This is a genomic window from Klebsiella sp. GL120222-02, assembly GCF_003097195.1.
Lineage (GTDB): Bacteria > Pseudomonadota > Gammaproteobacteria > Enterobacterales > Enterobacteriaceae > Klebsiella > Klebsiella variicola.
On sequence record NZ_QEQO01000003.1, the window covers coordinates 328,149 to 352,061 of the forward strand.

Annotated in this window: 22 protein-coding genes; 8 read left to right on the forward strand and 14 right to left on the reverse strand. The window is 56.3% G+C overall.

The genetic code is table 11. The features are described 5' to 3' along the window. Positions 1 to 35 precede the first annotated feature (35 nt). From N438_RS11515 to N438_RS27975, 4 genes are all read right to left on the reverse strand, one after another. Positions 36 to 1,379, reverse strand: coding sequence for a carbohydrate porin (locus tag N438_RS11515; protein WP_012540642.1), 1,344 nt, complete (start codon positions 1,377 to 1,379; stop codon positions 36 to 38). A 121-nt stretch (positions 1,380 to 1,500) separates the two neighbouring features. After that, positions 1,501 to 2,934, reverse strand: coding sequence for a glycoside hydrolase family 32 protein (locus N438_RS11520; RefSeq protein WP_032736596.1), 1,434 nt, complete (start codon positions 2,932 to 2,934; stop codon positions 1,501 to 1,503). Positions 2,935 to 2,953: 19 nt separating this feature from the next. After that, positions 2,954 to 4,195, reverse strand: a complete 1,242-nt coding sequence (locus N438_RS11525) for an MFS transporter (protein WP_012540640.1) — start codon at positions 4,193 to 4,195, stop codon at positions 2,954 to 2,956. Between the two features lie 12 nt (positions 4,196 to 4,207). Then, on the reverse strand, positions 4,208 to 4,342 hold the full coding sequence (locus tag N438_RS27975; RefSeq protein ID WP_046621754.1) for a hypothetical protein: 135 nt from the start codon (positions 4,340 to 4,342) through the stop codon (positions 4,208 to 4,210). A gap of 94 nt (positions 4,343 to 4,436) precedes the next feature. Here N438_RS27975 and N438_RS11530 point away from each other — a divergent pair, with 94 nt between their 5' ends. Beyond that, complete coding sequence (locus tag N438_RS11530; protein WP_008806352.1) at positions 4,437 to 5,432, forward strand: LacI family DNA-binding transcriptional regulator; 996 nt, start codon at positions 4,437 to 4,439, stop codon at positions 5,430 to 5,432. Here N438_RS11530 and N438_RS11535 read toward each other — a convergent pair. Together N438_RS11535 and kduD are read right to left on the reverse strand one after the other, a co-directional pair. Continuing rightward, positions 5,429 to 6,850, reverse strand: a complete 1,422-nt coding sequence (locus N438_RS11535; protein WP_008806353.1) for a sugar porter family MFS transporter — start codon at positions 6,848 to 6,850, stop codon at positions 5,429 to 5,431. The two genes, N438_RS11530 and N438_RS11535, sit on opposite strands and share 4 nt — an antisense overlap. 297 nt (positions 6,851 to 7,147) lie before the next feature. Continuing rightward, positions 7,148 to 7,909, reverse strand: a complete 762-nt coding sequence (gene kduD, locus N438_RS11540; RefSeq protein WP_002916003.1) for a 2-dehydro-3-deoxy-D-gluconate 5-dehydrogenase KduD — start codon at positions 7,907 to 7,909, stop codon at positions 7,148 to 7,150. 487 nt (positions 7,910 to 8,396) lie between these two features. Here kduD and N438_RS11545 point away from each other — a divergent pair, with 487 nt between their 5' ends. After that, positions 8,397 to 9,572, forward strand: coding sequence for an oligogalacturonate lyase family protein (locus N438_RS11545; protein WP_116696303.1), 1,176 nt, complete (start codon positions 8,397 to 8,399; stop codon positions 9,570 to 9,572). A gap of 134 nt (positions 9,573 to 9,706) precedes the next feature. On the opposite strand, the gene ompK26 is transcribed toward N438_RS11545, so the two are convergent. The 3 genes from ompK26 to N438_RS11560 all read right to left on the reverse strand — a co-directional run bounded on the left by ompK26 (position 9,707) and on the right by N438_RS11560 (position 12,818). Beyond that, a complete protein-coding gene (ompK26, locus tag N438_RS11550) occupies positions 9,707 to 10,402 on the reverse strand; it encodes a KdgM family porin OmpK26 (protein ID WP_012967271.1) in 696 nt (231 codons plus the stop codon). Between the two features lie 249 nt (positions 10,403 to 10,651). Continuing rightward, positions 10,652 to 11,830 (reverse strand): acetyl-CoA C-acetyltransferase, encoded by a 1,179-nt coding sequence (locus N438_RS11555; RefSeq protein ID WP_008806357.1) that lies wholly within the window; start codon positions 11,828 to 11,830, stop codon positions 10,652 to 10,654. A gap of 118 nt (positions 11,831 to 11,948) precedes the next feature. Then, positions 11,949 to 12,818 (reverse strand): LysR family transcriptional regulator, encoded by an 870-nt coding sequence (locus N438_RS11560; RefSeq protein ID WP_008806358.1) that lies wholly within the window; start codon positions 12,816 to 12,818, stop codon positions 11,949 to 11,951. A gap of 102 nt (positions 12,819 to 12,920) precedes the next feature. Here N438_RS11560 and N438_RS11565 point away from each other — a divergent pair, with 102 nt between their 5' ends. The 6 genes from N438_RS11565 to N438_RS11590 all read left to right on the forward strand — a co-directional run bounded on the left by N438_RS11565 (position 12,921) and on the right by N438_RS11590 (position 18,271). Further along, positions 12,921 to 13,382 (forward strand): multidrug/biocide efflux PACE transporter, encoded by a 462-nt coding sequence (locus N438_RS11565; RefSeq protein WP_008806359.1) that lies wholly within the window; start codon positions 12,921 to 12,923, stop codon positions 13,380 to 13,382. Positions 13,383 to 13,506: 124 nt separating this feature from the next. Then, on the forward strand, positions 13,507 to 14,736 hold the full coding sequence (locus N438_RS11570) for an amino acid permease (protein ID WP_008806360.1): 1,230 nt from the start codon (positions 13,507 to 13,509) through the stop codon (positions 14,734 to 14,736). A gap of 119 nt (positions 14,737 to 14,855) precedes the next feature. Continuing rightward, positions 14,856 to 15,734 carry an aldo/keto reductase family oxidoreductase gene (locus N438_RS11575; RefSeq protein WP_012540635.1) on the forward strand — a complete coding sequence of 293 codons (879 nt, stop codon included), beginning with the start codon at positions 14,856 to 14,858 and terminating at the stop codon, positions 15,732 to 15,734. Between the two features lie 382 nt (positions 15,735 to 16,116). Next, positions 16,117 to 16,821 (forward strand): transcriptional activator MrkH, encoded by a 705-nt coding sequence (gene mrkH, locus N438_RS11580; RefSeq protein ID WP_008806362.1) that lies wholly within the window; start codon positions 16,117 to 16,119, stop codon positions 16,819 to 16,821. Positions 16,822 to 16,838: 17 nt separating this feature from the next. Further along, a complete protein-coding gene (locus N438_RS11585) occupies positions 16,839 to 17,411 on the forward strand; it encodes a LuxR C-terminal-related transcriptional regulator (protein WP_022064922.1) in 573 nt (190 codons plus the stop codon). A gap of 143 nt (positions 17,412 to 17,554) precedes the next feature. After that, positions 17,555 to 18,271 carry an EAL domain-containing protein gene (locus tag N438_RS11590; RefSeq protein WP_022064923.1) on the forward strand — a complete coding sequence of 239 codons (717 nt, stop codon included), beginning with the start codon at positions 17,555 to 17,557 and terminating at the stop codon, positions 18,269 to 18,271. A gap of 35 nt (positions 18,272 to 18,306) precedes the next feature. Here the strand turns inward: N438_RS11590 and mrkF are convergent, their stop codons facing one another. The 5 genes from mrkF to mrkA form a co-directional block, all read right to left on the reverse strand. After that, positions 18,307 to 18,942, reverse strand: coding sequence for a type 3 fimbria minor subunit MrkF (mrkF, locus tag N438_RS11595; RefSeq protein ID WP_012540633.1), 636 nt, complete (start codon positions 18,940 to 18,942; stop codon positions 18,307 to 18,309). Positions 18,943 to 18,955: 13 nt separating this feature from the next. After that, entirely contained in the window at positions 18,956 to 19,951 is a 996-nt protein-coding gene (gene mrkD / locus N438_RS11600; RefSeq protein ID WP_043876100.1) for a type 3 fimbria adhesin subunit MrkD, read from the reverse strand. Next, complete coding sequence (gene mrkC / locus N438_RS11605; RefSeq protein WP_070612773.1) at positions 19,942 to 22,428, reverse strand: type 3 fimbria usher protein MrkC; 2,487 nt, start codon at positions 22,426 to 22,428, stop codon at positions 19,942 to 19,944. The genes mrkD and mrkC overlap by 10 nt, the downstream gene beginning before the upstream one ends. 11 nt (positions 22,429 to 22,439) lie before the next feature. Next, entirely contained in the window at positions 22,440 to 23,141 is a 702-nt protein-coding gene (mrkB, locus tag N438_RS11610) for a type 3 fimbria chaperone MrkB (protein WP_012967265.1), read from the reverse strand. Positions 23,142 to 23,236: 95 nt separating this feature from the next. Then, the gene (gene mrkA / locus N438_RS11615) at positions 23,237 to 23,845 is read right to left on the reverse strand and encodes a type 3 fimbria major subunit MrkA (protein WP_008806369.1); all 609 of its coding nucleotides are present in this window, start codon (positions 23,843 to 23,845) and stop codon (positions 23,237 to 23,239) included. Positions 23,846 to 23,913: the final 68 nt, after the last annotated feature.

The following is a 23,913-nucleotide window of genomic DNA, read 5'->3' on the forward strand; positions in this document are numbered from 1 at the left end:
GCGTCCGCCGCGGGAGAGTCTGCCTGAGTATCCTGTCAGAAAAAATATTTAAAACGCACCCGAGCGCCGTAGCGTTCATCGGGATTCCCGCTCTTCGCTGCCGTGGAATCGAGCCACGAAGCATAGGCGCCAAGGTAAATATTGAAGTTCGGCATCGCCATAATATTCGGCAACTGCCAGGAGGTGTGCAGGGTATGGATGTCATAGCGCCCCGGCGCGAGAATTGCGCAGTCGCCATCACATTCGCTGGTCACGCCGGCCATATTGAACTGGTCGATTTTGTTATGCGCGTAGATATAGCCCAGCTCCACGCGATGCCACAGGGCGTTAATTCCGGCGCTGAAGTCGGTTTCGTCCGCCGCGTCCAGCAGGGCGGTACTCAGATTGACCACCGCCCCATCCTGCGGGTCGCTTTTCAGGGTGTTCCAGCTCATGGTCAGCCCGTAGCCGGTGCGATTTGACTGGTCGACCCAGCGTCCGCTCTGGTTCTGATAGCCGTAAGCATTGTTGACGAGATTGCTCTCTATCGCCGCGGCCGCCGACCAGGCGCCGGACTGCCACACCGCCACCGGCCGCACGTACACCACATTTTTGCGGTTTTCCAGCGCGTTACCGTGATAGTTCTGATCGACAAACAGCGAACTGCCGTCCTCCACCAGGGTATTAACCTCGAAATACCAGTTATCCACCGTTTTGCTGAACAGAAGGTTGCCGCCGCTGCTGCTGCGCCCGCGCCCCTCTTTCATCATGTAAATATAGCCATAGCCGTCGGAATAGAGATCGTTGGCGGTATTGCCTGAATATTCAATAAAGGTGTCCTGATTCAGGGGGAACATATCCCAGGCTTCAAAGCGACCTATTTTTATTTTCCAGTCATCCTGCTGACCAAAGAAAAATACCGCATCGTCGAGATTCATTTTGCCATCCATATCCGCCAGCGGCTGCACGCTGAATCCGGCATATTTCCCGTCAGCGCCATTACGCCTGCCGTCAATCCCCAGCAGAATACGACCATTAATATCCCAGCGTTCTTTATCGCCCGGCGCCCAGCTTTTATTCGCGCTGGTTTTGACCGACGTCAGACTGCCGGTGCGGCTGGCGCCATCGAGGTTAAATTCGACGTCGCCATAAAATTTTAATTCGCCATTGTCGTTTAGCTGCAGGCGCGGCGTAGCCGGCGCCGCGCGGGCGACCGTCGTGGCCTGCTGCTGGCCTTTCAGTGTCTTAATTTCCGCCTCTGCGCTGGCGGCGCGCGCCTCCGTTGCCTTTAACCGCTGCTCCATTTGCGCCAGTCGATCCTCCAGCGATAACGGCGCCTGCGCCATAACGGATGGCAGATACAGAGACGTGAGAAAACACCCGACCCAGATTTTATTCATCGGTAAACCCTTTTATTATGGAATGAACTGAATTTGTTATTAATGGGTAACGCACGACGATGCAGGCAATAATAACCCGCCCATCGTCAAAGACGGGTTATTAACGACAACAGCCTTATTATTATTCGAGCTGCCAGGCGCCGGCTTCAGTTAATGCAGCTGAGCCGCTCCAGGCAAATAACGCTAATTCACGGCAAGGGACTTGCGGATAGATACGACTGCTCAGGCAGGCTTCGCCATCATTGACGAAAACCTCAACCGAAGAGCTATCGATAAATATCCGCAGGTTGAGATCCGCCCCGGCGGTCAACGGCACGCTGCGCGTCCCGCACAGGCCAAACTGCGGATAATACCGCTCCACCACCAGACGCTGCTGTTGGGCATCCACGTAGATGCGCAGGCCATCGCCAAAGCGCAGACCATACTGCTCAGCGCTGCTGCGGGCGCAGTCCCAGCGCAGGTGCACCTCCATCGCCTCGCAGTTGTCGACCATCGTCGTCTGCTGGTTGTTCAGGGTGCTGACCGGCCACGGGAACCAGGCGCCGCGCAGGCTCTCCACTTCTTTCGCCGGGCGCATCTGCAGGCGGTTATCCGCGCTCAGGCTCAGCTCGCGCGGCAGGGAGAGCATGCCCGCCCAGCCGTCCTGCTGCTCCGGCAGCGGCGATTCCCACATATCCAGCCAGCCAATCACGATCCGCCGGCCATCGGGGGTGGCGAAGCTTTGCGGGGCATAGAAATCGTGGCCGTGGTCCATCTCCCTGAATTCGCCGTGGCGAATAAAACGCTGCCCCGGTTGCCACTCGCCGATCAGATAGCCGCTCTGGAACAGATTGCGGTTGCTGAACCCTTCGGCCTGCATCCCCTGTGGGGAAAACATCAGGACGCGCTTACCGTTGAGAGTGAAGAAGTCCGGGCACTCCCACATGTAGCCCATGGTGCTTTCCGCTTCATCCAGCACGCCCGCATCCTGCCACTGGCGCAGATCGGTTGAACGGTACAGCCGTACCTGGCCGGTATCGCCTTCACGCGCGCCGACGATCATGTACCAGCTATCCCCTTCCCGCCAGACCTTCGGATCGCGGAAGTGGTGCATGCCTGGAGGGGTGTCGACCACCATCCCCTGGCGCTCAAAGTGGATCCCGTCGCGGCTGGTGGCCAGACACTGCACCTGATACAGATTGGCTTCGTCGCCAGGATCGCCGTGGAACTTATGCCCGGTGTAAATCAGCGCCAGGGTATCACCATCGACCACGGCCGAACCGGAGAAGCAGCCGTCTTTATCTTCCGGCCCCTCCGGCGCCAGCGCCACCGGCAGGTGCTCCCAGTGCACCAGATCCTTACTGCGCGCGTGCCCCCAGTGCATCGGCCCCCACTGGGTGGAATACGGGTGATGCTGATAAAAGGCATGGTACCAGCCGTCGAACCACACCAGACCGTTAGGGTCGTTGATCCACCCGGCGCGGGCCGCCAGGTGATAGTGTGGATACCAGCGCAGATTGAGCGCCTGGCGTTGTGTCTGGAGTACCTGTTCAGCCCGGGAGATTGTGTAAGTCATCATTTTCACTCTTTTTGATTCAGATAGCGGTAGGTTGCGACACCAGCGGATCGGCCGAGGATTTACCTGAGCGCAACAAGAAGATGGAGATAAAGGTGGTGCAGAACACCAGCAGGCCCATGATCAGATAGGACTGGGCGAAGCCATATTTTTCATAGCTGTAGCCCGCCAGCGGCGACAAGACGCTGGCAATGATCGAGCTGGTGCAGGCGAAACCCACCAGATAGAGGGTGGACGAGAGGCGTTTATCAAAGTTGATGCTGTTGTACTTAAAGATAGCCACCAGCAGTATCGGCAGCTCCACCGCGTGCAGCAGTTTGGTAATGGAGATCAGCAGCGGCCCCTCCACCAGGCCAGAGGCCACCATGCGCATCGCCATCACCATGCCGGCGAAAATCAGACCGTTCTTGGCGCCGATACGGTTCACCAGCCACGGCGCGCAGAACATGCCGGCCGCCTCGAGGAACACCTGGAAGGAGTTGAGATAACCATACATCTCATTGCCTTCCTGCAGGGTCGCGAACTGCGATGAGAAATAGACCGGGAACTGCTGGTCATAGACGCCGTAGATGCAGGTGCCGATGACGAAAAAGACCAGCGCCCAGAACCGCGGCAGCGTCAGCAGGCGCAGCGCATCTTCCAGCGTCACCTTACCGCCCGATACCGCCTCCTGCATCGCATGCGGCGCCGAGGAGACCCGCAGCCGCGCCAGCAGGATAAAGAACACCAGCCCTGAGCAACTGGCGACGAGGAAGTTAAGCTGCGGATTGATGTTAAACAGCAGGCCGGCGAAGAAGGTGGCCACCGCCCAGCCGAGCGAGCCCCACATCCGTGCCCTGCCGAATTCAAACTGGCTCTGACGCGCCACGCGCTCGGTGTAGGATTCCAGCACGCCAATGCCGCCGTTAAAGGTCAGGCCGATGTAGATCCCGCCGAAGATGCTGCCCAACAGGACGTTAATCTTCAGCAGGTGGCCGAACAGCAGATACGCCGGACCGGAGAGGATCAGCAGCGCAGTGATATACCAGAGCAGATGTTTGCGCAGCCCCAGTTTGTCCTGAATGAAACCATAGCAAACTTGCGCAAACAGCGCGGAAACCGACAGTACGGCATAGATAATACCGGTATCGCCAGCCTTCAGCCCAACCTCCTGGTGAAGCCAGATAGAGAGCAAGGAGCCGGATGACGACCAGGTCACGAAAAAGAAAAACAGTAAGGCACTGAGCAACGGGTAGCTGTGTGAGTGATGCGCTTTCATCATGACATTCTCGTGTTAGAGGAATGCAATTATGGTAACGTTAACAAAAAACAAAACGCAGGGGGATTCGCTGCGATACATGATGTTAATCACAAAAGTTAACGTTAACATAATGAAGATGCGATCGCGATCAAATATTAACCGCGGCAGCGTTCAGGACGGCGATAGCAGAAAATCGTTTCACTCTTTTACATCAGCGACTTAGTTGTATAGCCTGTACTCTGCAGCCACGGCGGAGGAAAAAATGGCGTCCCTGAAAGATGTAGCAAAACTGGCGAATGTATCTCTGATGACCGTCTCGCGGGCGCTGAACACCCCGGAGCGGCTCAAGCCGGAGACCCTGGCCCGCGTGCAGGCCGCCATCGCCGAGACCAACTACGTCCCCGACCTGTCGGCGAAGAAGATCCGCGGGGCGCGCGCCACCCCCAGCACCATCGGCGTGCTGGCGCTGGATACCGTCACCACGCCCTTTTCGGTGGAGATCACCCTCTCGATCGAAGAGACCGCCCGCGCCCACGGCTGGAACAGCTTTGTGGTCAACATGTTTTCGGACGATAGTCCGGAAGCGGTGGTCGACCTGCTCCTCTCCCACCGTCCGGACGGCATTATCTTTACCACCATGGGGCTGCGCCAGGTGCCGCTGCCGGACAAACTGCTGACCCTGCCCTGCGTGCTGGCCAACTGCGAAAGCCTCAGCCAGCCGGTGGCCAGCTATATCCCGGACGATGAACAGGGCCAGTACGACGCGGTGAAAGCCCTGCTTGCCGCTGGCTATCGTCATCCGCTGTGCCTGCACTTACCCGCCAGCCAGCTGGCGACGATCCGCCGCCGCCAGGGGCTGGAGCGCGCCTGCCGGGAGGCGGGTATCGAACCGGACCATCTGATCCATTCGTATATGGGCCAGGGCGATGAGCATTACCACGATATCCCGGCGGTGGTGCTGGCGCATATCCGCGAGGGTAAACCTGGCTTTGACTCGGTGATCTGCGGCAACGATCGCATCGCGTTTATGGTCTATCAGACGCTGCTGGGTCAGGGGTTACGCATTCCCCAGGACGTGGCGGTGGTGGGATACGACAATATGGTGGGCATTGGCGATCTGTTTCTGCCGCCGCTCTCCACGGTGCAGCTGCCGCACTACGACATCGGGCGCCTGAGCGCCCTGCATATCATTCACGGCGACAACCATCGGGAGACGCGCAAAGTCGCCAGCCCGTGGTTGCCGCGCGCCTCACATTAACGGTTACCGATGTTGCGCAGCTTCTCGCCCGCCATCAGGTTGCGCTCAATGTGCTCGAGGGTGACATTCTTGGTTTCCGGGATCAGCCAGAAGGTGACGCCGATAAAGGCCACGTTAAGCACCGTGTAGAGCCAGAAGGTACCGGCGGCGCCAATCGCGTCAAGCAGCGTCAGGAAGGTGGCGCCGATGATCATGTTCGACACCCAGTTAGTGGTGGTCGAGCAGGTGATACCGAAGTCGCGGCATTTCAGCGGCTGGATCTCGGAGCAGAGGATCCACACCACCGGCGCCGCGCTCATCGCATACCCGGCAATACACATCATGGTCATGCCGACGGAAAGCCAGGAGAGACCGCTGGAGGCGGTGCCATTGTCGAACTGCATCAGGCAGTAACCCAGCACCAGGGTGCCCAGCGCCATCACGCTAAAGCCGATTTTTAGCGCCGGCTTACGACCCGCTTTATCCACCGTGAACACCGCAATAAAGGTGGCAAACATAAAGGTCAGGCCCACCACCAGGGTGGCGATCATCTGCTGTTCGGTAGTGGTAAAGCCCGCCATTTTAAAGATACGCGGCGCGTAGTACATGATGATGTTCATGCCGGTGAACTGCTGCATCGCCTGCAGCAGCATGCCAAGGAACACCGCCCGGCGCACGTTACGATTGACCTTAAACAACGCCCAGCCGCCCTGCTTCAGCTTCAGGCTCTCACGGATCTCGTTAAGCTCGTCGCGCGCCTTTTCCGAGGTATCGCGCAGCATCCGCAGCACCTCTTCCGCTTCGATATGGCGTCCTTTCTCCGCCAGCCAGCGCGGGCTGTTCGGCAAAAAGACGACCAGAATAATCAGGATCACCGCCGGCAGCGCCAGCACGCCTAACATGGCGCGCCAGTTACCGCTGTAGCTAAAGGCGGTATCGGAAAGAAACGCCAGCACAATGCCGAGGGTCACCATCAGCTGGTACATACTGATCATTTTCCCGCGCACGTTCTCACTGGCCATCTCGGAGAGGTACAACGGCGCGGTATAGGAAGCGATCCCGACGGCCACCCCCAACACCACGCGGGCTATCAGCAGCACCTCCACGCTGGCGGCAAAAGCGGAGCCGATAGAGCCGGCAACAAAGAGCACAGCCCCCGCCATCAGGCTGTATTTACGGCCGAGGCGGAACGACAGCCAGCCGTTAAACAGCGCACCGATCGCCGCCCCCAACATCATACTGCTGACCACCCACTCCTGAAGCTGGCTGGATAAGGTGAAGTGGTCGGTAATAAAGGGCAGCGCCCCGGATATCACGCCGATATCCAGGCCAAAGAGCAACCCCGCTACCGCCGCAGCGATAGAAACAAACCAGTTCATCCGCCGGGTGTCACGTTGTGTCCGCGGCGTTAATGCAGAGTCGTTACTGATTGAAGTCATTTTTATTCCTGCCACACAGAGAAAGACATAGGACGAAAGTACGTGACTGGCGGAGGAGTTTGTCAGGCTGGATAAGCCAAAGATATGGACTATTTTGCTGGCAGGAGAGGTTTTGTGATGGACATTAAACTTTCTAAGGAACAAAAAATGCGTTTGTCATAGTGAATAACCCTGTCCATACAGGGCAGTAACATTAATCAGGCGATATAGAATATGGACGATTATCACTTATTGATATGGACAATAATTGCTCACTCGGCCGGTGCGATACTCACCGCCCCGGCCTCGCGGAGGGGGTTAGCGCGCCAGCCAGCCGCCGTCCACCGCCACCGTGTAGCCATTGATGTAATCGGAGGCTGAGGAGGCGAGGAATACCACCGGCCCCATCAGATCGGCCGGCAGGCCCCAGCGTCCGGCGGGAATGCGGTCGAGAATTTCGCTGCTACGCTGTTCGTCAGCGCGCAGCTGCTGGGTGTTATTGGTCGCCATATACCCCGGGGCGATGGCGTTGACGTTGATATTGTGTTTGGCCCATTCGTTCGCCAGCAGGCGGGTCACGCCCATCACCGCGCTTTTGGACGCCGTATACGATGGCACGCGGATCCCGCCCTGGAATGACAGCATGGAGGCGATGTTAATGATCTTCCCGCCGCTGCCCTGGGCGATAAAGTGCTTCGCCGCCGCCTGGGACATGAAAAATACGCTCTTGATGTTCAGGTTCATGACGTCGTCCCAGTCCTTTTCGCTGAACGCCAGCGCGTCCTCGCGGCGGATCAGCCCGGCGTTATTGACCAGAATATCAATATGGCCGAACTCCGCCACCGCACGCTCCAGCAGCTGGGGGATACCGTCGATCTGGCGCAGGTCGGCGGTCAGGCTGAGAAAGCGGCGTCCCAGCGCCGTCACCCGCTCGATGGTTTCCACGGGCTCGACAATATTGATACCAACAATATCGCAACCTGCTTCCGCCAGCCCGAGGGCCATTCCCTGACCTAAACCGGTATCGCATCCGCTCACGACGGCTACTTTTCCCTGCAGGGAGAATGCATCAAGAATCATAATGTGTTCCTTAATCGTTCAGAGCCTGCTGCGTGCAGGCAAGGTTCTCTCGGCCCTGCCCACGCCGATGGCGGAGCTGAGCGTGGGGTGAACTCTCGGGCATAGCCCACCATAATGAAAATAAAACAGAGTTCCGTTTTTGCTGATGGGTGCCATCTTAGCCCTGCCCCCTGTCATTTTCAATAATATTTAAAACGATGTTTCATTTTTTATGATGGCGATTACAAAAAAAAGAAAAAGCGAAGTCACCCGGCGGCACGCGCCGGGCGGGAGAGGTGTTAAAAGGACGATGATTCAACCGGTTGTCTGGAGAGGCGAACAAAGAGAGGCCAACAGGCCGCTGAAAATGCGGGAATTACGCTGAACTGCGTGAAGCATCACAAATAATGAAACGATGTTTTGATAAATTAACACTCATCTTTTAAAACACATCACTCAGCGACACGCCTCTGGTCCAGCGGCATCGCAGGAAAGAAAGGAGCACTACATGGCTAAAGGCATGCGGGTCAAACTGAATTATCAGGTCAGCCACGATCCGGATACCGGAGCGGAAGTTACCCGCTTAACCCCTCCGGAGGTCACCTGTCATCGCAACTACTTCTATCAGAAGTGTTTTTTTAACGATGGCAGCCATTTACTGTTCGCCGGCGAGTTTGACGGCCACTGGAACTACTATCTGCTGAATATCGCCAGCGCCGAGGCCATCCAGCTGACGGAAGGCGCCGGGGATAACACCTTCGGCGGCTTCCTCTCCCCGGACGATAAGTCGCTTTATTACGTGAAAAATGACCGCACCCTGCTGGAGGTGAACCTGACCACCCTCGCCGAGCGCGAAGTTTATCGCGTCAGTGATGACTGGGTCGGCTACGGCACCTGGGTGGCAAACAGCGATTGCAGCAAACTGGTGGGCATTGAGATTGCGAAAAGCGACTGGACGCCGCTCAACGACTGGCAGATTTTCCATGACTTCTTCCACAAAGGACCGCACTGCCGCCTGCTGCGCGTCGACCTGCACAGCGGTGAGAGCCAGGTGATCCATGAGGAAAAAATCTGGCTGGGACACCCAATCTATCGTCCCTTCGACGACCACACCGTCGCCTTCTGCCATGAAGGGCCGCACGATCTGGTGGACGCCCGCATGTGGCTGGTCAATGAAGATGGCAGCCACGTCCGCAAAGTGAAAACGCATGCCCCGGGCGAAAGCTGCACCCATGAATTCTGGGTACCGGACGGTTCGGCGCTGATCTACGTCTCCTATCTGAAAGGTCAGCAGCGGCGGACGATCTATCGCTTTGATCCCGAAAGCGGCGTCAACGAGGCCCTGATGACCATGCCGGCCTGCTCACATCTGATGAGCAATTTCGACGGCACGCTGCTGGTGGGCGATGGCTCAGGGACCCCGGTGGATGTCAAAGATACCGGCGGCTACTCCATTGATAACGATCCTTATCTGTATGTCTTTAACGTGGCGCAAAAACGCTACTTCCGCGTCGCGCGTCATGATACCTCGTGGGCGACAGTGGCCAACAGCCGTCAGGTGACTCACCCGCACCCCTCGTTTACCCCGGACGACAGCGCCATTCTGTTCAGCTCCGATAAAGACGGTAAACCGGCCATTTATATCGCGAAATTACCCGAACATCCGCCAATGCTGAGCGCCTGATCCACGCCACACTTCTTTCTGTAACTGGCCTTGCCCTCCTTCGCGGAGGGCTTTTTTTGTCCCTTCTCTTTCACCCATAAAAAACCCCGGCTGACGGCGCCGGGGAAAACAAACGATGAGGGCTGAATGGTCTGTCAGAACGAGTAGGCTACCCCAACGCGGAAGCGGGTCTGACGATCGCTGCGGTCGTTCACCCCGACGTTGCCAATTTCACCATACGGTGACCAGTTGTTATCCAGCTTATAAGCCACCTTCACGTTATATTCCTGCGAGTAGGGTTTGTTGTCGTTGCGGCTGACCCCTTCGGAACTGCGGGCATAGACATAGTTCAGCTCTGTACGCCAGTCACCAAGCGCAAACCCGGCCCACGCATCGCCGCGGTTAACTTTGTCATCATCTTTACCGGCGTTGTTCGGATAACGGGTGTATTCATAGCGATAGCGAGCGGCGACATAGAAGCCGTTGTCGAAGCTGTATTGCACGTGGAGGTGCGGCTTGTAGATGGAGCGGCTGTCGTTGCTCTCAATGGTAAACCCGGGGGTGAGGAAAAAGTTCGACGTTGCTTTCCAGCGCCAGCTAATGGTGTCTTCATGTCCATTACCCACCACGTCTGAATAGGGCTGCGAACCGTTGTCGCCACCCGAACGCCATTTGGCCTCGACGGTAAAGCCTAGCCCGTTGGCAAAACGGTGGGAAACGGAGACGCGGTCGGCATTACTTTTATCGCTCTTACCGCCATCAATGAATTCATGACGTAAATCTATCGTTACCGCAGTCGCCGCAAAAGACATACCACAGAGGGCGGCCAGAACCAGAGATCGTTTTAACATAGGGTACCCCTTATAATAAATAAAATGTCATTTCGTTTTTATGAAACGTTATTTTATTTTTTAAGCACCTTAGTTTTAGTGACCAGGATCGTAGTTATTTGTTTCAAAAAATGTGGCACAACAAGACGTGACGGAGCTCAATAAATTCGCCAGGGGGGAAGTGAAATACGCGAGGAAAAGCAGGGTTCGGCAAAGCGCGGCGCATAAAAAAGGCCTCCCGCAGGAGGCCATGTAGATCGAGACAGAGCGTCAGGCGCGCTCTACCGCCAGCGCCACGCCCTGACCGCCGCCGATGCACAGCGTCGCCAGCCCTTTACGGGCATCACGCTTGATCATTTCATGCACCAGCGATACCAGGATCCGGCAGCCGGAGGCGCCGATGGGGTGGCCGAGAGCGATCGCGCCGCCGTTGACGTTGACCCGCCGTTCATCCCACTCCAGTACCCGGCCAACCGAGATCGCCTGAGCGGCAAAGGCCTCATTGGCTTCGATCAGATCGACGTCGTCCAGCCGCCAGCCGGCCCGCTCAAGACAGCGACGGGTGGCGTGCACCGGGGCAATGCCCATCAGCGCCGGATCGACCCCGACGCTGGCGAAGGCGCGGATCCGGGCGAGGATCGGCAGCCCCAGTTCAAGAGCTTTGGCTTCACTCATCATCATCACCGCCGCCGCGCCGTCGTTGATGCTGGAGGCGTTGCCGGCGGTCACCGACCCGAGGCGGTCGAAGGTAGGCTGCAGGCTGGCCAACCCTTCCGCGCTGGCATCCACCCGCGGTTGTTCATCGGTATCCACGGTGCGCGCCGCGCCGTTATGCTCGGTAATAACCGGGACAATCTCGTCGCGAAAGCGGCCGGAATCAATCGCCTTGCGCGCCTTATGCTGTGAGCTGAGCGCCCAGGCGTCCTGCAACTCGCGGCTGATGCCGTATTCCCGGGCGAGGTTTTCCGCCGTAACGCCCATATGATAATCGTTGAAGGCATCCCACAGGCCGTCATGCACCAGGCTGTCAATCAGCTGGCTGTTGCCCAACTGGGCGCCGGTGCGGCTGTCGGTGAGTACATGCGGAGCGCGGCTCATATTCTCCTGGCCGCCGGCGATCACCACATCCGCTTCCCCACACTGAATCGCCTGGGTGGCGAGGTGCAAAGCCTTCAGGCCGGAGCCGCAGACGTCGTTTATGGTAATGGCCGATACAGTGTTAGGCAGCCCGCCGCGAATTGCGGACTGCCGCGCGGGGTTTTGCCCGGTACCGGCGGTCAGCACCTGGCCGAGGATCACCTCATCCACACTCTGCGGATCGATCCCTGTCTGCTCAACCAGCGCTTTCAATACCACACTCCCCAGCTCGACGGCTGAATGGCGCGATAAGGCCCCCTGAAAGCAGCCAATCGGCGTTCGCAGCGCCCCGACGATCACGACATCCTTCATCCTCTACCCCTGCCCATGCTTTTGCGCAAAGAAACAGCGATATACTAGATAATTGTTATCAAAAAACTTTGTAATTGTTTAAAAAAAGTGAAGCCAATCACAAAGAAACCGCTTTTTATTAACGTTCACGCCGCTGCAGATGCTCACGCAGCCAGCTGCCGGCCGCCCCCGGCGGCGCTTTCTTATTCCACAGCAGATCGACCGAAATCGCCCGCGGCCAGCCGGGAATATCAAGCGCCACCAGCCCGCCCTGCGGCGCAAACTCCGCCACCAGCGCACAGGGCAGAATGCACCAGCCGAATCCCTGCACTGCCATGCTGAGCAGCAGCAGGTAGTTTGGCGCCGACCAGACCTGACCTGCGGCAGGTTCGGTGGCGCTGGCCAGAAAGGTGCTCAACCGCAGCTCACGCCAGCTGCGCAGCTCATCCCAGACGACCTTGCCCTGCGCCGCCAGCGGATGGTCAGGCGCCACGTAAATGCCCATCGCCGTCTGCAGCGGCAGGCGGGTGCTGCCGATGTCGGTCGGGTAGCGATCTCTGGCCTCAATCAGCCCCACCTGGGCGCGGGCTTTTTGCAGGAGATCGATCACATCCTCGTCTTCGCCAATCAAACACTCAAACTCGGTATGGGGAAAGCGGCGGTCAAACTGCACCAGCAGATCTTCCAGCACGTCCGGGTGCAGGGTGTCCGAGAGCACGAAGGTCAGTCGCGGTTCCGTCTCACCGGCGAGCGACACCGCCAGCTCATCCAACCGCTCGCTGGCGGCGAGGATCGCTTTGACATAGCTTAGCACCTGCTCCCCCTGCGGCGTCAGCGTCGGCTGCCGCGTTGCCCTGTCAAAGAGGGTCACGCCGAGATCGGCCTCCAGGTTGGCGATAGCGGTACTGATCGTCGACTGGCTTTTACGCAGGCGACGGGCGGCAGCGGAAAACGATCCGCAGTCAACCGCCTCCACAAAGGCGGTTAACGCTTCCGGGGAATAACGCATAATCTATCTACTTTATCGATGGTTTCTATCTTTTGTTTATCATATTTTTCCATAAAATGCCGGGTAATTTCCTGTTCAGGCTAAAACTGGAGGTCGCTCGCCATGCAACAGATCCCTCATCAGCGCAAGACGCTTACGGAACGCGTTATCCACGCCATCACCTTCGAAGGACTGGCGACGCTGATCCTCGCCCCTACCGCCGCCTGGCTGATGCAGCGCTCGGTCGTGGAGATGGGCGGGCTGAGTATTCTGCTCGCCACCCTGGCGATGGTATGGAACATCATCTATAACGCGATGTTCGATCGCCTGTGGCCGGTCTCCCGCTTTCCCCGCCAACTGAAAGTGCGTGCGCTGCACGCGCTGGGCTTTGAGACCGGATTCATCATCATTGGCGTCACCATGGTGGCGATCGTGCTGGGCGTATCGCTCTTGCAGGCGTTTATGCTGGAGATCGGCTTCATGCTCTTCTTCCTGCCCTACACCATGGCGTTTAACTGGGCATGGGACACCCTGCGCGAGCGCGTTATCCGCCGCCGCCGCCCACGCCAGCCGGCGCGCGGGTAGTGCCCCGGGCGGATCCTCCACGATCCGCCGCGACTTTATCACCAAAAACTATCGCAACAGACGAACCATAAATATGGTAAATTGCACTCCTTTTTTTTGGTTTACCGGTTGATAAAGTCGCATAATGTCTAAAATTTGGTCTAAAGAAGAAACTCTATGGAGTTTTGCCTTATATGGCACTGCAGTAGGCGCTGGGACGCTATTTCTACCGATCCAGCTGGGTTCGGCTGGCGCCATTGTCCTGTTCATCACCGCGCTGGTCGCCTGGCCGCTCACCTACTGGCCTCACAAAGCGCTAAGCCAGTTTATTCTCTCGGCCAATATCGCGCCGGGAACCGGGATCACCGGCGCAGTCAATCACTACTATGGTAAGAAAATCGGCAACCTGATCACCGGCCTCTATTTCCTCGCCTTCTTCGTCGTGGTGCTCATCTATGCCGTGGCCATCACCAACTCGCTGGCCGAGCAGGTGGCGCATCGTACGCCGGTGACCCCCACGCTGCGCGCGCTGCTGAGCCTGGGCGTTGTGCTGGTCCTCAACCTGATCTTCCTCATGGGTCGGCAGGTCACCATCAAGGTGATGGGCTTTCTGGTCTTCCCGCTTATCGCCTGCTTCCTGTTTCTCTCCCTCTATTTAATCCGCGACTGGCATCCTGAGCACCTCACCAGCCAGATGCAGTTCAGCACGCACACGCTCCATCAGATCTGGATCTCCATTCCCGTGATGGTTTTCGCTTTTAGCCATACGCCGATCATTTCTACTTTTGCTATCGACCAGCAGGAGAAACATGGCGACCTGGCCATGGGTAAATGCAAAAAAATCATGAAGGTGGCCTACACCATCATCTGCGCCAGCGTGCTGTTTTTCGTCTTCAGCTGTCTGCTGGCGATCCCGGCGACCTATATTGAAAGCGCCCGCGATCAGGGGGTGACCATCCTTTCCGCCCTGTCGATGGTGCCGGGCGCGCCCGGCTGGCTGGCGGTAACCGGCATCATCGTTGCCGTGGTCGCCATGTCGAAATCCTTCCTTGGCACCTACTTCGGGGTGATTGAAGGCGCCAGTGAAATCGTCAAGAGTTCGCTGGGGCTGGTCGGGGTGCGTAAGAGCCGCGCCTTCAACCGGGCGATGTCGATCCTGCTGGTCTCCGCCTTCACCTTTGCGGTGTGCTTTATCAACCCGAATGCCATTTCGATGATCTACGCCATCAGCGGGCCGCTTATCGCCATGATCCTGTTTATCATGCCCACGCTGTCCACCTGGCTTATTCCGGCGCTTAAACCGTACCGCTCGGTGGGTAACGCCATTACGCTGGTGGTCGGCCTGCTCTGCGTTTCAGTGATGTTCTTTGGCTAATCGCCTCTGGCGGCAGCGGCTTACCTGAGCCGCTGCCGCACATTCTGACAACATTCTCGCCCTTCCCTTTCCCCTGAGCGGATTACACTTACGGCTTAGCCACCGTAAGGAGAGTTCGTATGTCCAGTGTCACCTTATCCGGTCGCGGCACGCTCGGCGATCGCCAGGTTTATCGGTTGGGTTATGGCGCGATGCAGCTGGCCGGCCCCGGCGTCTTCGGCCCGCCGAAAGATCCCGAGGAGGCGGTGCGCGTCCTGCAGGCTGCCGTCGAGGCCGGGGTAAACCATATCGATACCTCTGATTTTTACGGTCCGCATGTGACCAATCAATTGATCCGCAAAGCGCTCCATCCCTATCCTGACGACCTGTGTATTGTCACCAAGGTTAGCGCCCGCCGCGACGAGAAGGGCAACTGGCTGCCGGCCATGTCGCCTGCCGAACTGACCCAGGCCGTCGAGGATAATTTGCGTAACCTGGGGCTCGACGTGCTGGAGGTGGTGAACCTGCGCAGTATGCTCAGCCCTCACGGCCCGGTGGAAGGCTCGCTGGAGGCGCCGCTCACTACCCTGCTGGAGCTCAAAGCGCGGGGATTGATCCGCCATATCGGCCTCAGCAACGTGACGGCAAAACAGGTCGCGGATGCGCAGAAAATGACGCCCATCGTCTGCGTGCAAAACCTCTATAACATTGCCCATCGCGCCGACGACGCGCTGGTCGATGCGCTCGCCGCGCAGCACATCGCGTGGGTGCCCTTCTTCCCGTTGGGTGGTTTTACGCCACTCCAGGCGCAGGAGCTGAACGAGGTCGCGGCCTCGCTTGAGGCGACGCCGATGCAGGTCGCCCTGGCCTGGCTGCTTCAGCGTTCGCCGAATATTCTGCTGATCCCCGGCACGTCTTCCCGCACGCATCTGGCGGAAAATATTGCCGCCGCGCAGCTGGCCCTGCCGGGCGACGCCCTGCGCATCCTCGATAATATCGCCACCCGCGCACGCCCCTGACCCGTGGGGAGAAATGGGGGGAACGACAGCTATCCTTAATATTTGCCTGGAAAAACCTCAACACTGCTGGCACTATAGATCTTACAAATGGGGTGTGATCGACGATCGTTTTCTCATTATCCCCGTTAATCAAACTACTGTTTTTATCCTTCGACCGGTCTCCAGCATGGAGGCCGTTGTCGTTTTTGTCATGACCAAAATTTGAAACTCTTGATTACAGGAAACACAATATCAAATTCCAAGTTTATACATATCAATCTGGCTGCAAAGATAGCCAATAACATCAAACGCTCATAAAAACATCTGATTAACCCAATCAGAATGTTGCTATTGCTATAAGAAAAATCAAACGCCTCACGACAACTATTTACAAGGGAAGCACATGACAGAGGGAACGATAAAGACCAGTAAGTATGAAATTATTGCTATTTTCAGAGAGGAGTTGCGCAAACGTACTGAAATTGAAATATTTTTTAACAACACGAGTATCGTAACCCAACTGACACGTGTGGATTTTGCCGAGTTCCATATTCAGACTCACCGCAAAATCCCGCCGGGGCATAAAATTCGCTTTCTCCTGCATAGTGATTCAGGGAAAATAGAGTTTAATGCACCCCTGACAAAACATGACAATAGCGGTGTGGATAAAGGTATCCGCTACGCCTTTTCTTTGCCTGAATGTCTGCAGGTCGTACAGCGCCGCCGCGATCCCCGTTTTCGTTTACGCCACGAACATGATTTTTATTGCCGCGGTCGCCATAAAAATGGCGAAAACTATCTTTTCGACATCAAAGACATTTCAGATGGCGGTTGCGCATTGATGACCAGGACGCCGAACCTGAAATTTCTCAGCCATAACGCCTTACTGAAAAATGCTGTACTGATGCTCGCGGAATATGGTGAGATCACCATTGACCTGGTGGTAAAGAATGTCATTGTTATCACCCTTGATGACGCCAATGAAGAGAGTGAAAGCTACTATCAGATATCCTGCCAGTTTAAGTTCCGCCATCTCGATGACCAGCGCAGAATAGAGAAGATACTGCTGGACCTGATCTTAGAAGCCAAGCGCAAAAAGAGAATCTGATACCCTTGGACAGTATATTGCTGTACACCAATGATAATCTCATTGGTCACTCAATCTATCACTACCTTATTGATAGCCATGAAAATATCACCCGTCTTGGTTATGGCGACGTTATCCATGAGAAACATCTACCTCTGGCTCAGACGGTTATTTTCAATTTAATTAATAAGGATATTTCTGCCATCAGAATCGTCGACCTGCTGAACGCGCTTCGCCTTTCTCTGCAGCGCTGCCAACAGCCGGTACTGGTGGTGAAAAGCGACATTGTCGCCCTGTGCAGAGAGTTGATAACTATTGATAATGCCATGATTATTAGCGAAAAATCTCCATTATCTCTTTTTTCCTCTATCGTCAAGCGCGCAGAGGGCGCCAGCGAACTGCCACCGCGAAGGTTGCGCAAACAGCTGTCGCCACGGGAGTGCCAGATCCTCGAACTGCTGATTGCCAACAATAATAACAAGCGTATTGCCGCCCTGCTCGGCATTGCCCATAAAACGGTTCACAGCCATCGTATCCATATCATGCAAAAGCTGGGCATTGATAATTCCCGCGCCATGAACCAGCGTATTGCCGCACTCCATCAATGTTAAATTATGCTCCAGTAAATCAATAGCGGATAAAGCGTACTTATTCGCTGTTGATTTACATTTCCTGCCATTCCCATTAACCATCAGGTAGCCTATAATTAGTGTATCCTCTGCCTATTGTCTGACTAACCTCGTGATGAGGGATAATGAACACTAAAATAACCGAAGACAACATTTTATCTCGTAATGATATCGCTGTACGCTACGTCTTTCAGAAAATGTTTTCCCCACAAGGTACCTTAGTCGCGGTTGAATGCCTGAGCCGCTTCGATAATCTTACCGTCTCTCCTGAGTATTTTTTTCGTCATGCTACCGCGGCGGTTCGTGAGCGTATTTTTCTCGAGCAACTGGCATTGATTGAAAAACATAAAGATTGGTTTTTACGCAACAACATTTCCGCCACCATTAACGTCGATGACCATATCCTGAATCTGCTGCGTCATAAGGAAATAAAAGATAAAATTGCCGCACTCGCCTGCGTCCATTTCGAAGTGACCGAAAACGCCGAGAACCTTCTCAATAATTCCCTGGCCGCCTGGCAAAACCCGCAAGATACCTCGCTGTGGCTCGATGACTTCGGCTCAGGCTATGCAGGGATTAACGCCATCAGAGGTTATCATTTTGACTATGTCAAAATTGATAAAGATTTTTTCTGGCATCTGATGCGCAAAGAGTCCGGTCGCCAGTTAATGGATGCCCTGGTGACCTTTTTATCCCGCAATCATCACAACGTGATTATTGAGGGGGTGGAAAGCGAAGACCATAAAAAATGGTTGCAGGGAATGGAGTGGTTTGCCATTCAGGGCCATTACTGGCAGGAAGTCAGTATTGAACAACTGGTTGCTGACGATATTACCCGATAAAAAAAGCCGGGGATTCTCCGGCTTTTTTGCATTGCTTAATTATAAACTAATTCCCACGTTGCCCAACTGGTAATCGGCCCACTGGTGGCGCTTTTTGGCGTTGGCGAAACGTAGCCCACGTAATAGGTGAACAGCCCACCGCTGACCGCGTTTTCCTGCAAATGCACCTGATTTTGCTGCGGGTCCGCCGGGACAATTTTATTACTTTTATCCAGCGTATTATTATCATTGGTCGACAGCGCCAGATAAATATTCTGCGCCCCATCTGGCAAGGTATTGGCCAGATATCCCGCATTCTCATTCCCGACCGCCGTCAGTAAAAAACCGTCAATCCAGCGAACGCTGACCCGTCGCACTTCGTCCTGCGAGGCGGCCCCACCGTCATGGCGCAACTGACAGTTTGACAGCGCCAGGGTAAATGGCTGCGGCTTCATAAACGCCCCGGCCCCGCGATCGTGCACTTCCGCCAGGCTGACCGGCGCCAGCCAGACGTTGCCATTGCCGGCATGCTGACCGCCATTCAGCGCGACGCTGCAGGAAATATCCGTCACCCGCCCGGCAAATTCGACCCGTCCGCGGTCATAATTGGTCTCGAAACCCCACGCCGAGGGGGCGGCGAGGCTGCCGCAGAATAGCAGCCACGCGATAGTGTGTTTCGGCAATCCCTTCATTCCCCCTCCCGTATTAATCGTACGTCAGGTTAAAGATCATATGCGACTCCACCTCGCCGGTGCTGGTCGTCGGGCCATACTGATAAAAGCGCGCGTGCAGCGGTATGGTGATGTAGCGGATCTCCTGATTATTCAAGCGGCCAACGGTGTATTTCTTATTAAACTGCAGCGGCGATCCATCCTTCAGTACCTGAATACCGACGCCTTTTGCCATACCGCTACCGGCCTTTTCATTGAGCAACGCGCCCATAGTCGCCGTCGTGCTGGTAGCCAACGTTCCGGAAAACGAGGTGCTGATGTTGGCATACCCGGTTTCGCTCAGGCCGCCGCTGCACTGCAGATCGATATTAAAATCTTTCCCGCCCGCGGTAGTGCCCACCCCTTTCAGGTCACTGCGCCGGATGGAGCCCACATCGACATTCATATTCTTCCCGCTCATCACCGTACAGGAGGGCGAGACCACGGTGATGGCGTTGGCGCTCAGATAGGTTTCGAGGATCGGGTTGCCGCCGCTCTCCCAGTCATAGGAGGTGTATTTTCCCGTCGCCAGGGTGCCGCTGCCGGTGGTTGCCGCAGTTTTGATTATCTCCAGGGTAAAGCGCGATCCCTCCAGCGAATAGTTGGTGGTACTCGATACCCGAGACGAAAAGACGTCGGGATAGACGATATTGACCGTCGCGCCGCCGCGGCTGAAACGCATGCCGATACCCGGCACGTTGGTGGAATAGATTTTATTCCCGAGGTCCATGGCCCCTGGCGCAACAATCTTCGCCGCGAAGCGGTTGGTGCCGGAGGTACAGCGATAGCTCGCGCCGCCGGGGGCGCTCATCGTCCAGTCGCGGGTGAGGATCACCGACCCCACCGGCAGATCCGGAGGCACCACCACCCTGCCCACCACCATGTCCAGCATCACCGTTGGCGAAGAAAGGCGCGTACAGACGGCCCAGGAGGAGGTGGTTCCCAGCGCCATTAAGACGATAAAAAGCGTTAGTAATTTCCTCAGCGACATACGCTATCCTTTGTTGTTTGCGGTCCCAGATCCACCGAACACTGCCCGCCGCTCCACTTCACAATCGCGCGTTTGGCATTCGCATCGCTGATAAACATCATGCTGCCCTGGCCGACAACGCCGATCTCCTTACCATCAGGAGAGAAAATACTCGCCGCAAACGGCAGCGGCTCATGGTTCGCCTGGCGCACCTGCAGCGTGAGGTTGTTCTGCACCGTGGTGCCGAACGCCACCTTAACCACGCTGCCTTCCCACGGCACAACCTGCGCCACGGTGCGATCGAAGGCGACATCGTCAAGGCTACCTTTCGGGTCGATCTCGACGGCGTTAATCCGGTACGGGCGCAGATACGGCAGGATGGCGTAACCATTGCTGTCCACACGGGTGCCCGGCGACCCCGGGAGCATGGCGCCGGCAGCATCTTTGGCTTCAATCAGCGCCATCGTCGAGCCGCTTTCCGGCGAGAGCACCACGCCGCCGCTATGGGCGATCATCGTCCCGCTGGCGCCCAGGCCGCTCTGACGATAGCCTTCGCCCTGGCTGTAGCTGCCGTTGAGCGTGGTCCATGGCGTACGGTAGCTGCCGTTGAGCGCCACGTCGTGCTGGCCTCCGGTGGCCGTGGTGGTCGACACGCCGTAGTTAAGGTTGTTTTCACTGTCCAGCGAACCGTTGATACCAATCTGCGAGCTGGCAAAGCGCGAGTTGTTGAACGAGGTGTTCGACGTCAGGTTGGCGGTGCGGTTATCGCCAAACCACAGCGGGTAGCTGAAGTTAAGTGAAATACGATCGTCGCGGCGATGACCGGAGCTGTCTGGCGTGTAAACGCGCTGCGCGCTCGCCGACCAGGAGAGACGACCAAATGAGTTGTTGTAGCTGACCTGATACTGCTTCTCGGTCCCGGAACGGTTCCAGTAATCGGAGATACGGCCACTCAGATAAAACCCGCCCCAGCCGTCCGGCAGGTTCTGGTTCACGGTGAAGGTCATGCCGTTTTTCTGCCGCCACAGGGTGTAGTTGCTGCGGCTGTTTTTTTCCTGATCGACGGCATACAGCGCGTCGTTGAGGTTGTAATAACCTTTCGTCGAGTAGCGATACGCCGCCAGCACGATGCTGGTCTGGGTATCGGTAAACATGCGGTTAAAGGTGGCGCGATAGCTCTGCCCCGAATCATCATGGGTATCACTCTTCAGCCGCGAATGGGTCACGTCAAAGGAGAGCGCGCCGATGCCGGTGTTCATCCCGGTCCCCACCAGGAAGGCCTGATAGTCGTCGAAACCCGTGACCCCGGTATAGCCGGTCAGCAGGTTGTTGATACCGTGCTGCCAGGTGGCCTGATAGAGCATCGGCTTGTTACGCAGAGAACTGTCGTCCACTTTACCGGCGGAGAGCGCGTAGCGGGTCATTCCCGGGCGCAACAGCTGGGCGACGGAAGCGTAAGGCACGCTAAACACTTCCACCGAACCATCCGCCTCTTTCACCGAGACCTCAAGGTCGCTGCCATAGCCGGAAGGATAGACATCCTGCAGGGTAAACGGCCCGGGCGGAACGGTGGTCTGATAGATAATGTTGCTGCCCTGGCGCACGGTGACGAGGGCGTTGCTCTGCGCCACGCCGCGAATTTCCGGGGCATACGAGCGCATGCCATCCGGGAACATATTGTCATCGGTGGAAAGGTTGACCCCACGCAGACCGATGGTGTCGAAAAATTCACCATTGGTAAAAATCTGCCCGCCGCTGACGATGGAGTTGAGCTGCGGAATGGGGCGCTGGAGATAGGTCTGGTTGCTGTTCCAGTGCGCTTTACCCTGCTGCTGTTGCCAGTTCAGGTTGCCGATGTGCTTCAGCAGCCAGCCGTCCCACGACAGGCCGGCGTTGACGCCAAGATAGGCGCTGCTGTTATCCGAGCCGCCGACCGAAGAGATGTGGCTGTTCCAGGCGTTGGCCATCCAGCCCAGATTGAGCGCAGTAATGCCTTTGTCCCAGAACTCCGGGCTGACATAGTTTTTCAGACGTTGATCTTCATAGATCTGCGGCACCGAAATGTTCAACCGCAGGGAGGACTGGACCAGGTTGTCTTTGACGTTTTCTTCGTTACGCCAGGATTTGAGGCTACCACAGTACCCCTCCTGTTCGCTGAGCTTTGGGTTAAGCTTTTCCGCCGCGATGCCGTACTGCGTCAGCATCGCTTTGGTGTAGCAAACGCCAAGGTTACCGTCTTTGTCGCGCGCGATGCGCAGGTCGTAGCGCCCTTTCCACTCGTCGTTGGTGTAGACGTCAAGGGAGTAAGTGCCTTCAGTAATCGCGCTGGTCGAAAAGCGAGACAGATCGACCTTCTCGCGGCTACCGACAATAAAGCCGTCGTTAAATTGATATACCGTTCCCGGGTTTTCCTGTCCGCTGGAAAATGGCGGAAAGCAGCACAGCGCGATGGCTATCGCGGTGCTTAATCTTCCCGGGCAGAATGACCTCTGCTTCATTAGCTTTTCCCTTATTTAACGGCCACTTTCACTGCGACATCGGCGCCATAGTCATTAATGTTGTTAACGGTCAGGGTTTCGCCGCGGTTGACGGCGGAGGAGAGTGCTACCGTCTGGCTGGACTGCGGCGCCAGCATCACGGTTTTGCTGTTCAGGGCTTTACCGCCGTCGCGGGAAATACGGCTGACGGTAATGTAGAACGGCGTCGGGTTATTGATGGCGAGACTGCTGCCGTTGGCAGTCAGCGTCAGCTTCTCGGCCGCCGCATCGCGGTTGCCCAGTCCGGCAGGGCGGTAAATAAATTTAAAGCGGGAACGGATCGCCAGCTGCAGCACGTTCTGGCCTTCATTTTTCTGATTGGCCACTACCGGTGGAATTTCCAGCAGATTCAGCCACCACAGTGTCTCTTTATCTTTCGCCAGACCGGCGCTGCTGCCGAGCTTAATACGCAGCGTCTGGCCACTTTTGGCGTCAACGCGCGAGATCGGCGGGGTGATAATAAACGGGGTGGTAATGGTATCCGGTGTGGCATCGGCATCGCCATTATCCAGCCAGGCCTGCGCCAGTGCCGGACGGTCGGCGTTATTTGAAAGCTGTACCGTTATTTCTTTTTCATTTCCTGGATAAATAAAGCGGGTACCGTTAACAATAATGTTGTTGGCATGGGCCGCAAAACTAAAAATGAAACAGAAAAAAAGGGCAATACGCTTCATGCTGACCTCAGAATAAAAATACAAGCGGCGGACATCGCCGCTTTATTATTGTTATTAACTGCCCCGGAGCGGGGCAGTTTTATTTTCTGGCGGAATTACTGATAGGTAATTTCGTAAGTCGCGTAGCTGTTGACCACACCGGTAGTTACTGTGGTCGGTGCGCTGGTCGCATAACCAACGTAGTAGGTGAAGCGCGCGCCATCGGCTACAGCAGCAGCATCGCCTTTTGCTTTCGGCTGAGTGCTGTCACCCGGGATGATTTTGTTGGTCAGCGCGGTGGCGTTGTCAGTAGACAGCACCAGCTGGATGTTCTGGGCACCGGAAGCTTCGGTGTTCGCCAGGTAACCCTGCTGTTTGCTGGTTGCGCCAGCCAGCAGGTTACCGCCGGTCCAGTTCACGCCCAGTTTGGTTACGTCATCCTGTTTGGTGCCGTCAGCAGCCTGGCAGTTAGAGACGTCAATGGTGAAAGATTTCGGTTTCAGATAAGTATCCGCTGCTGCCGCTTTAACTTCAGTCAGGGTTACCGGAGACAGGTAAACGTTCGCATCGCTGCCCTGGCCGTTAACAGAAACAGTACAGGATACATCGGTAACTTTACCGAAGAAATTAACCTGGCCGCCGCCAACATTGGTATCAGCTGCATGGGCAGCAGTCATGCCAAAAAACGCGGTTGCCATTGCTGCAGAGAGAAGAACCTTTTTCATTGCCATTTCCTTGTCAGAGTGAATTACGAATCAATGAGCACACTGTGAATTCGCATAGAACCAGAAAC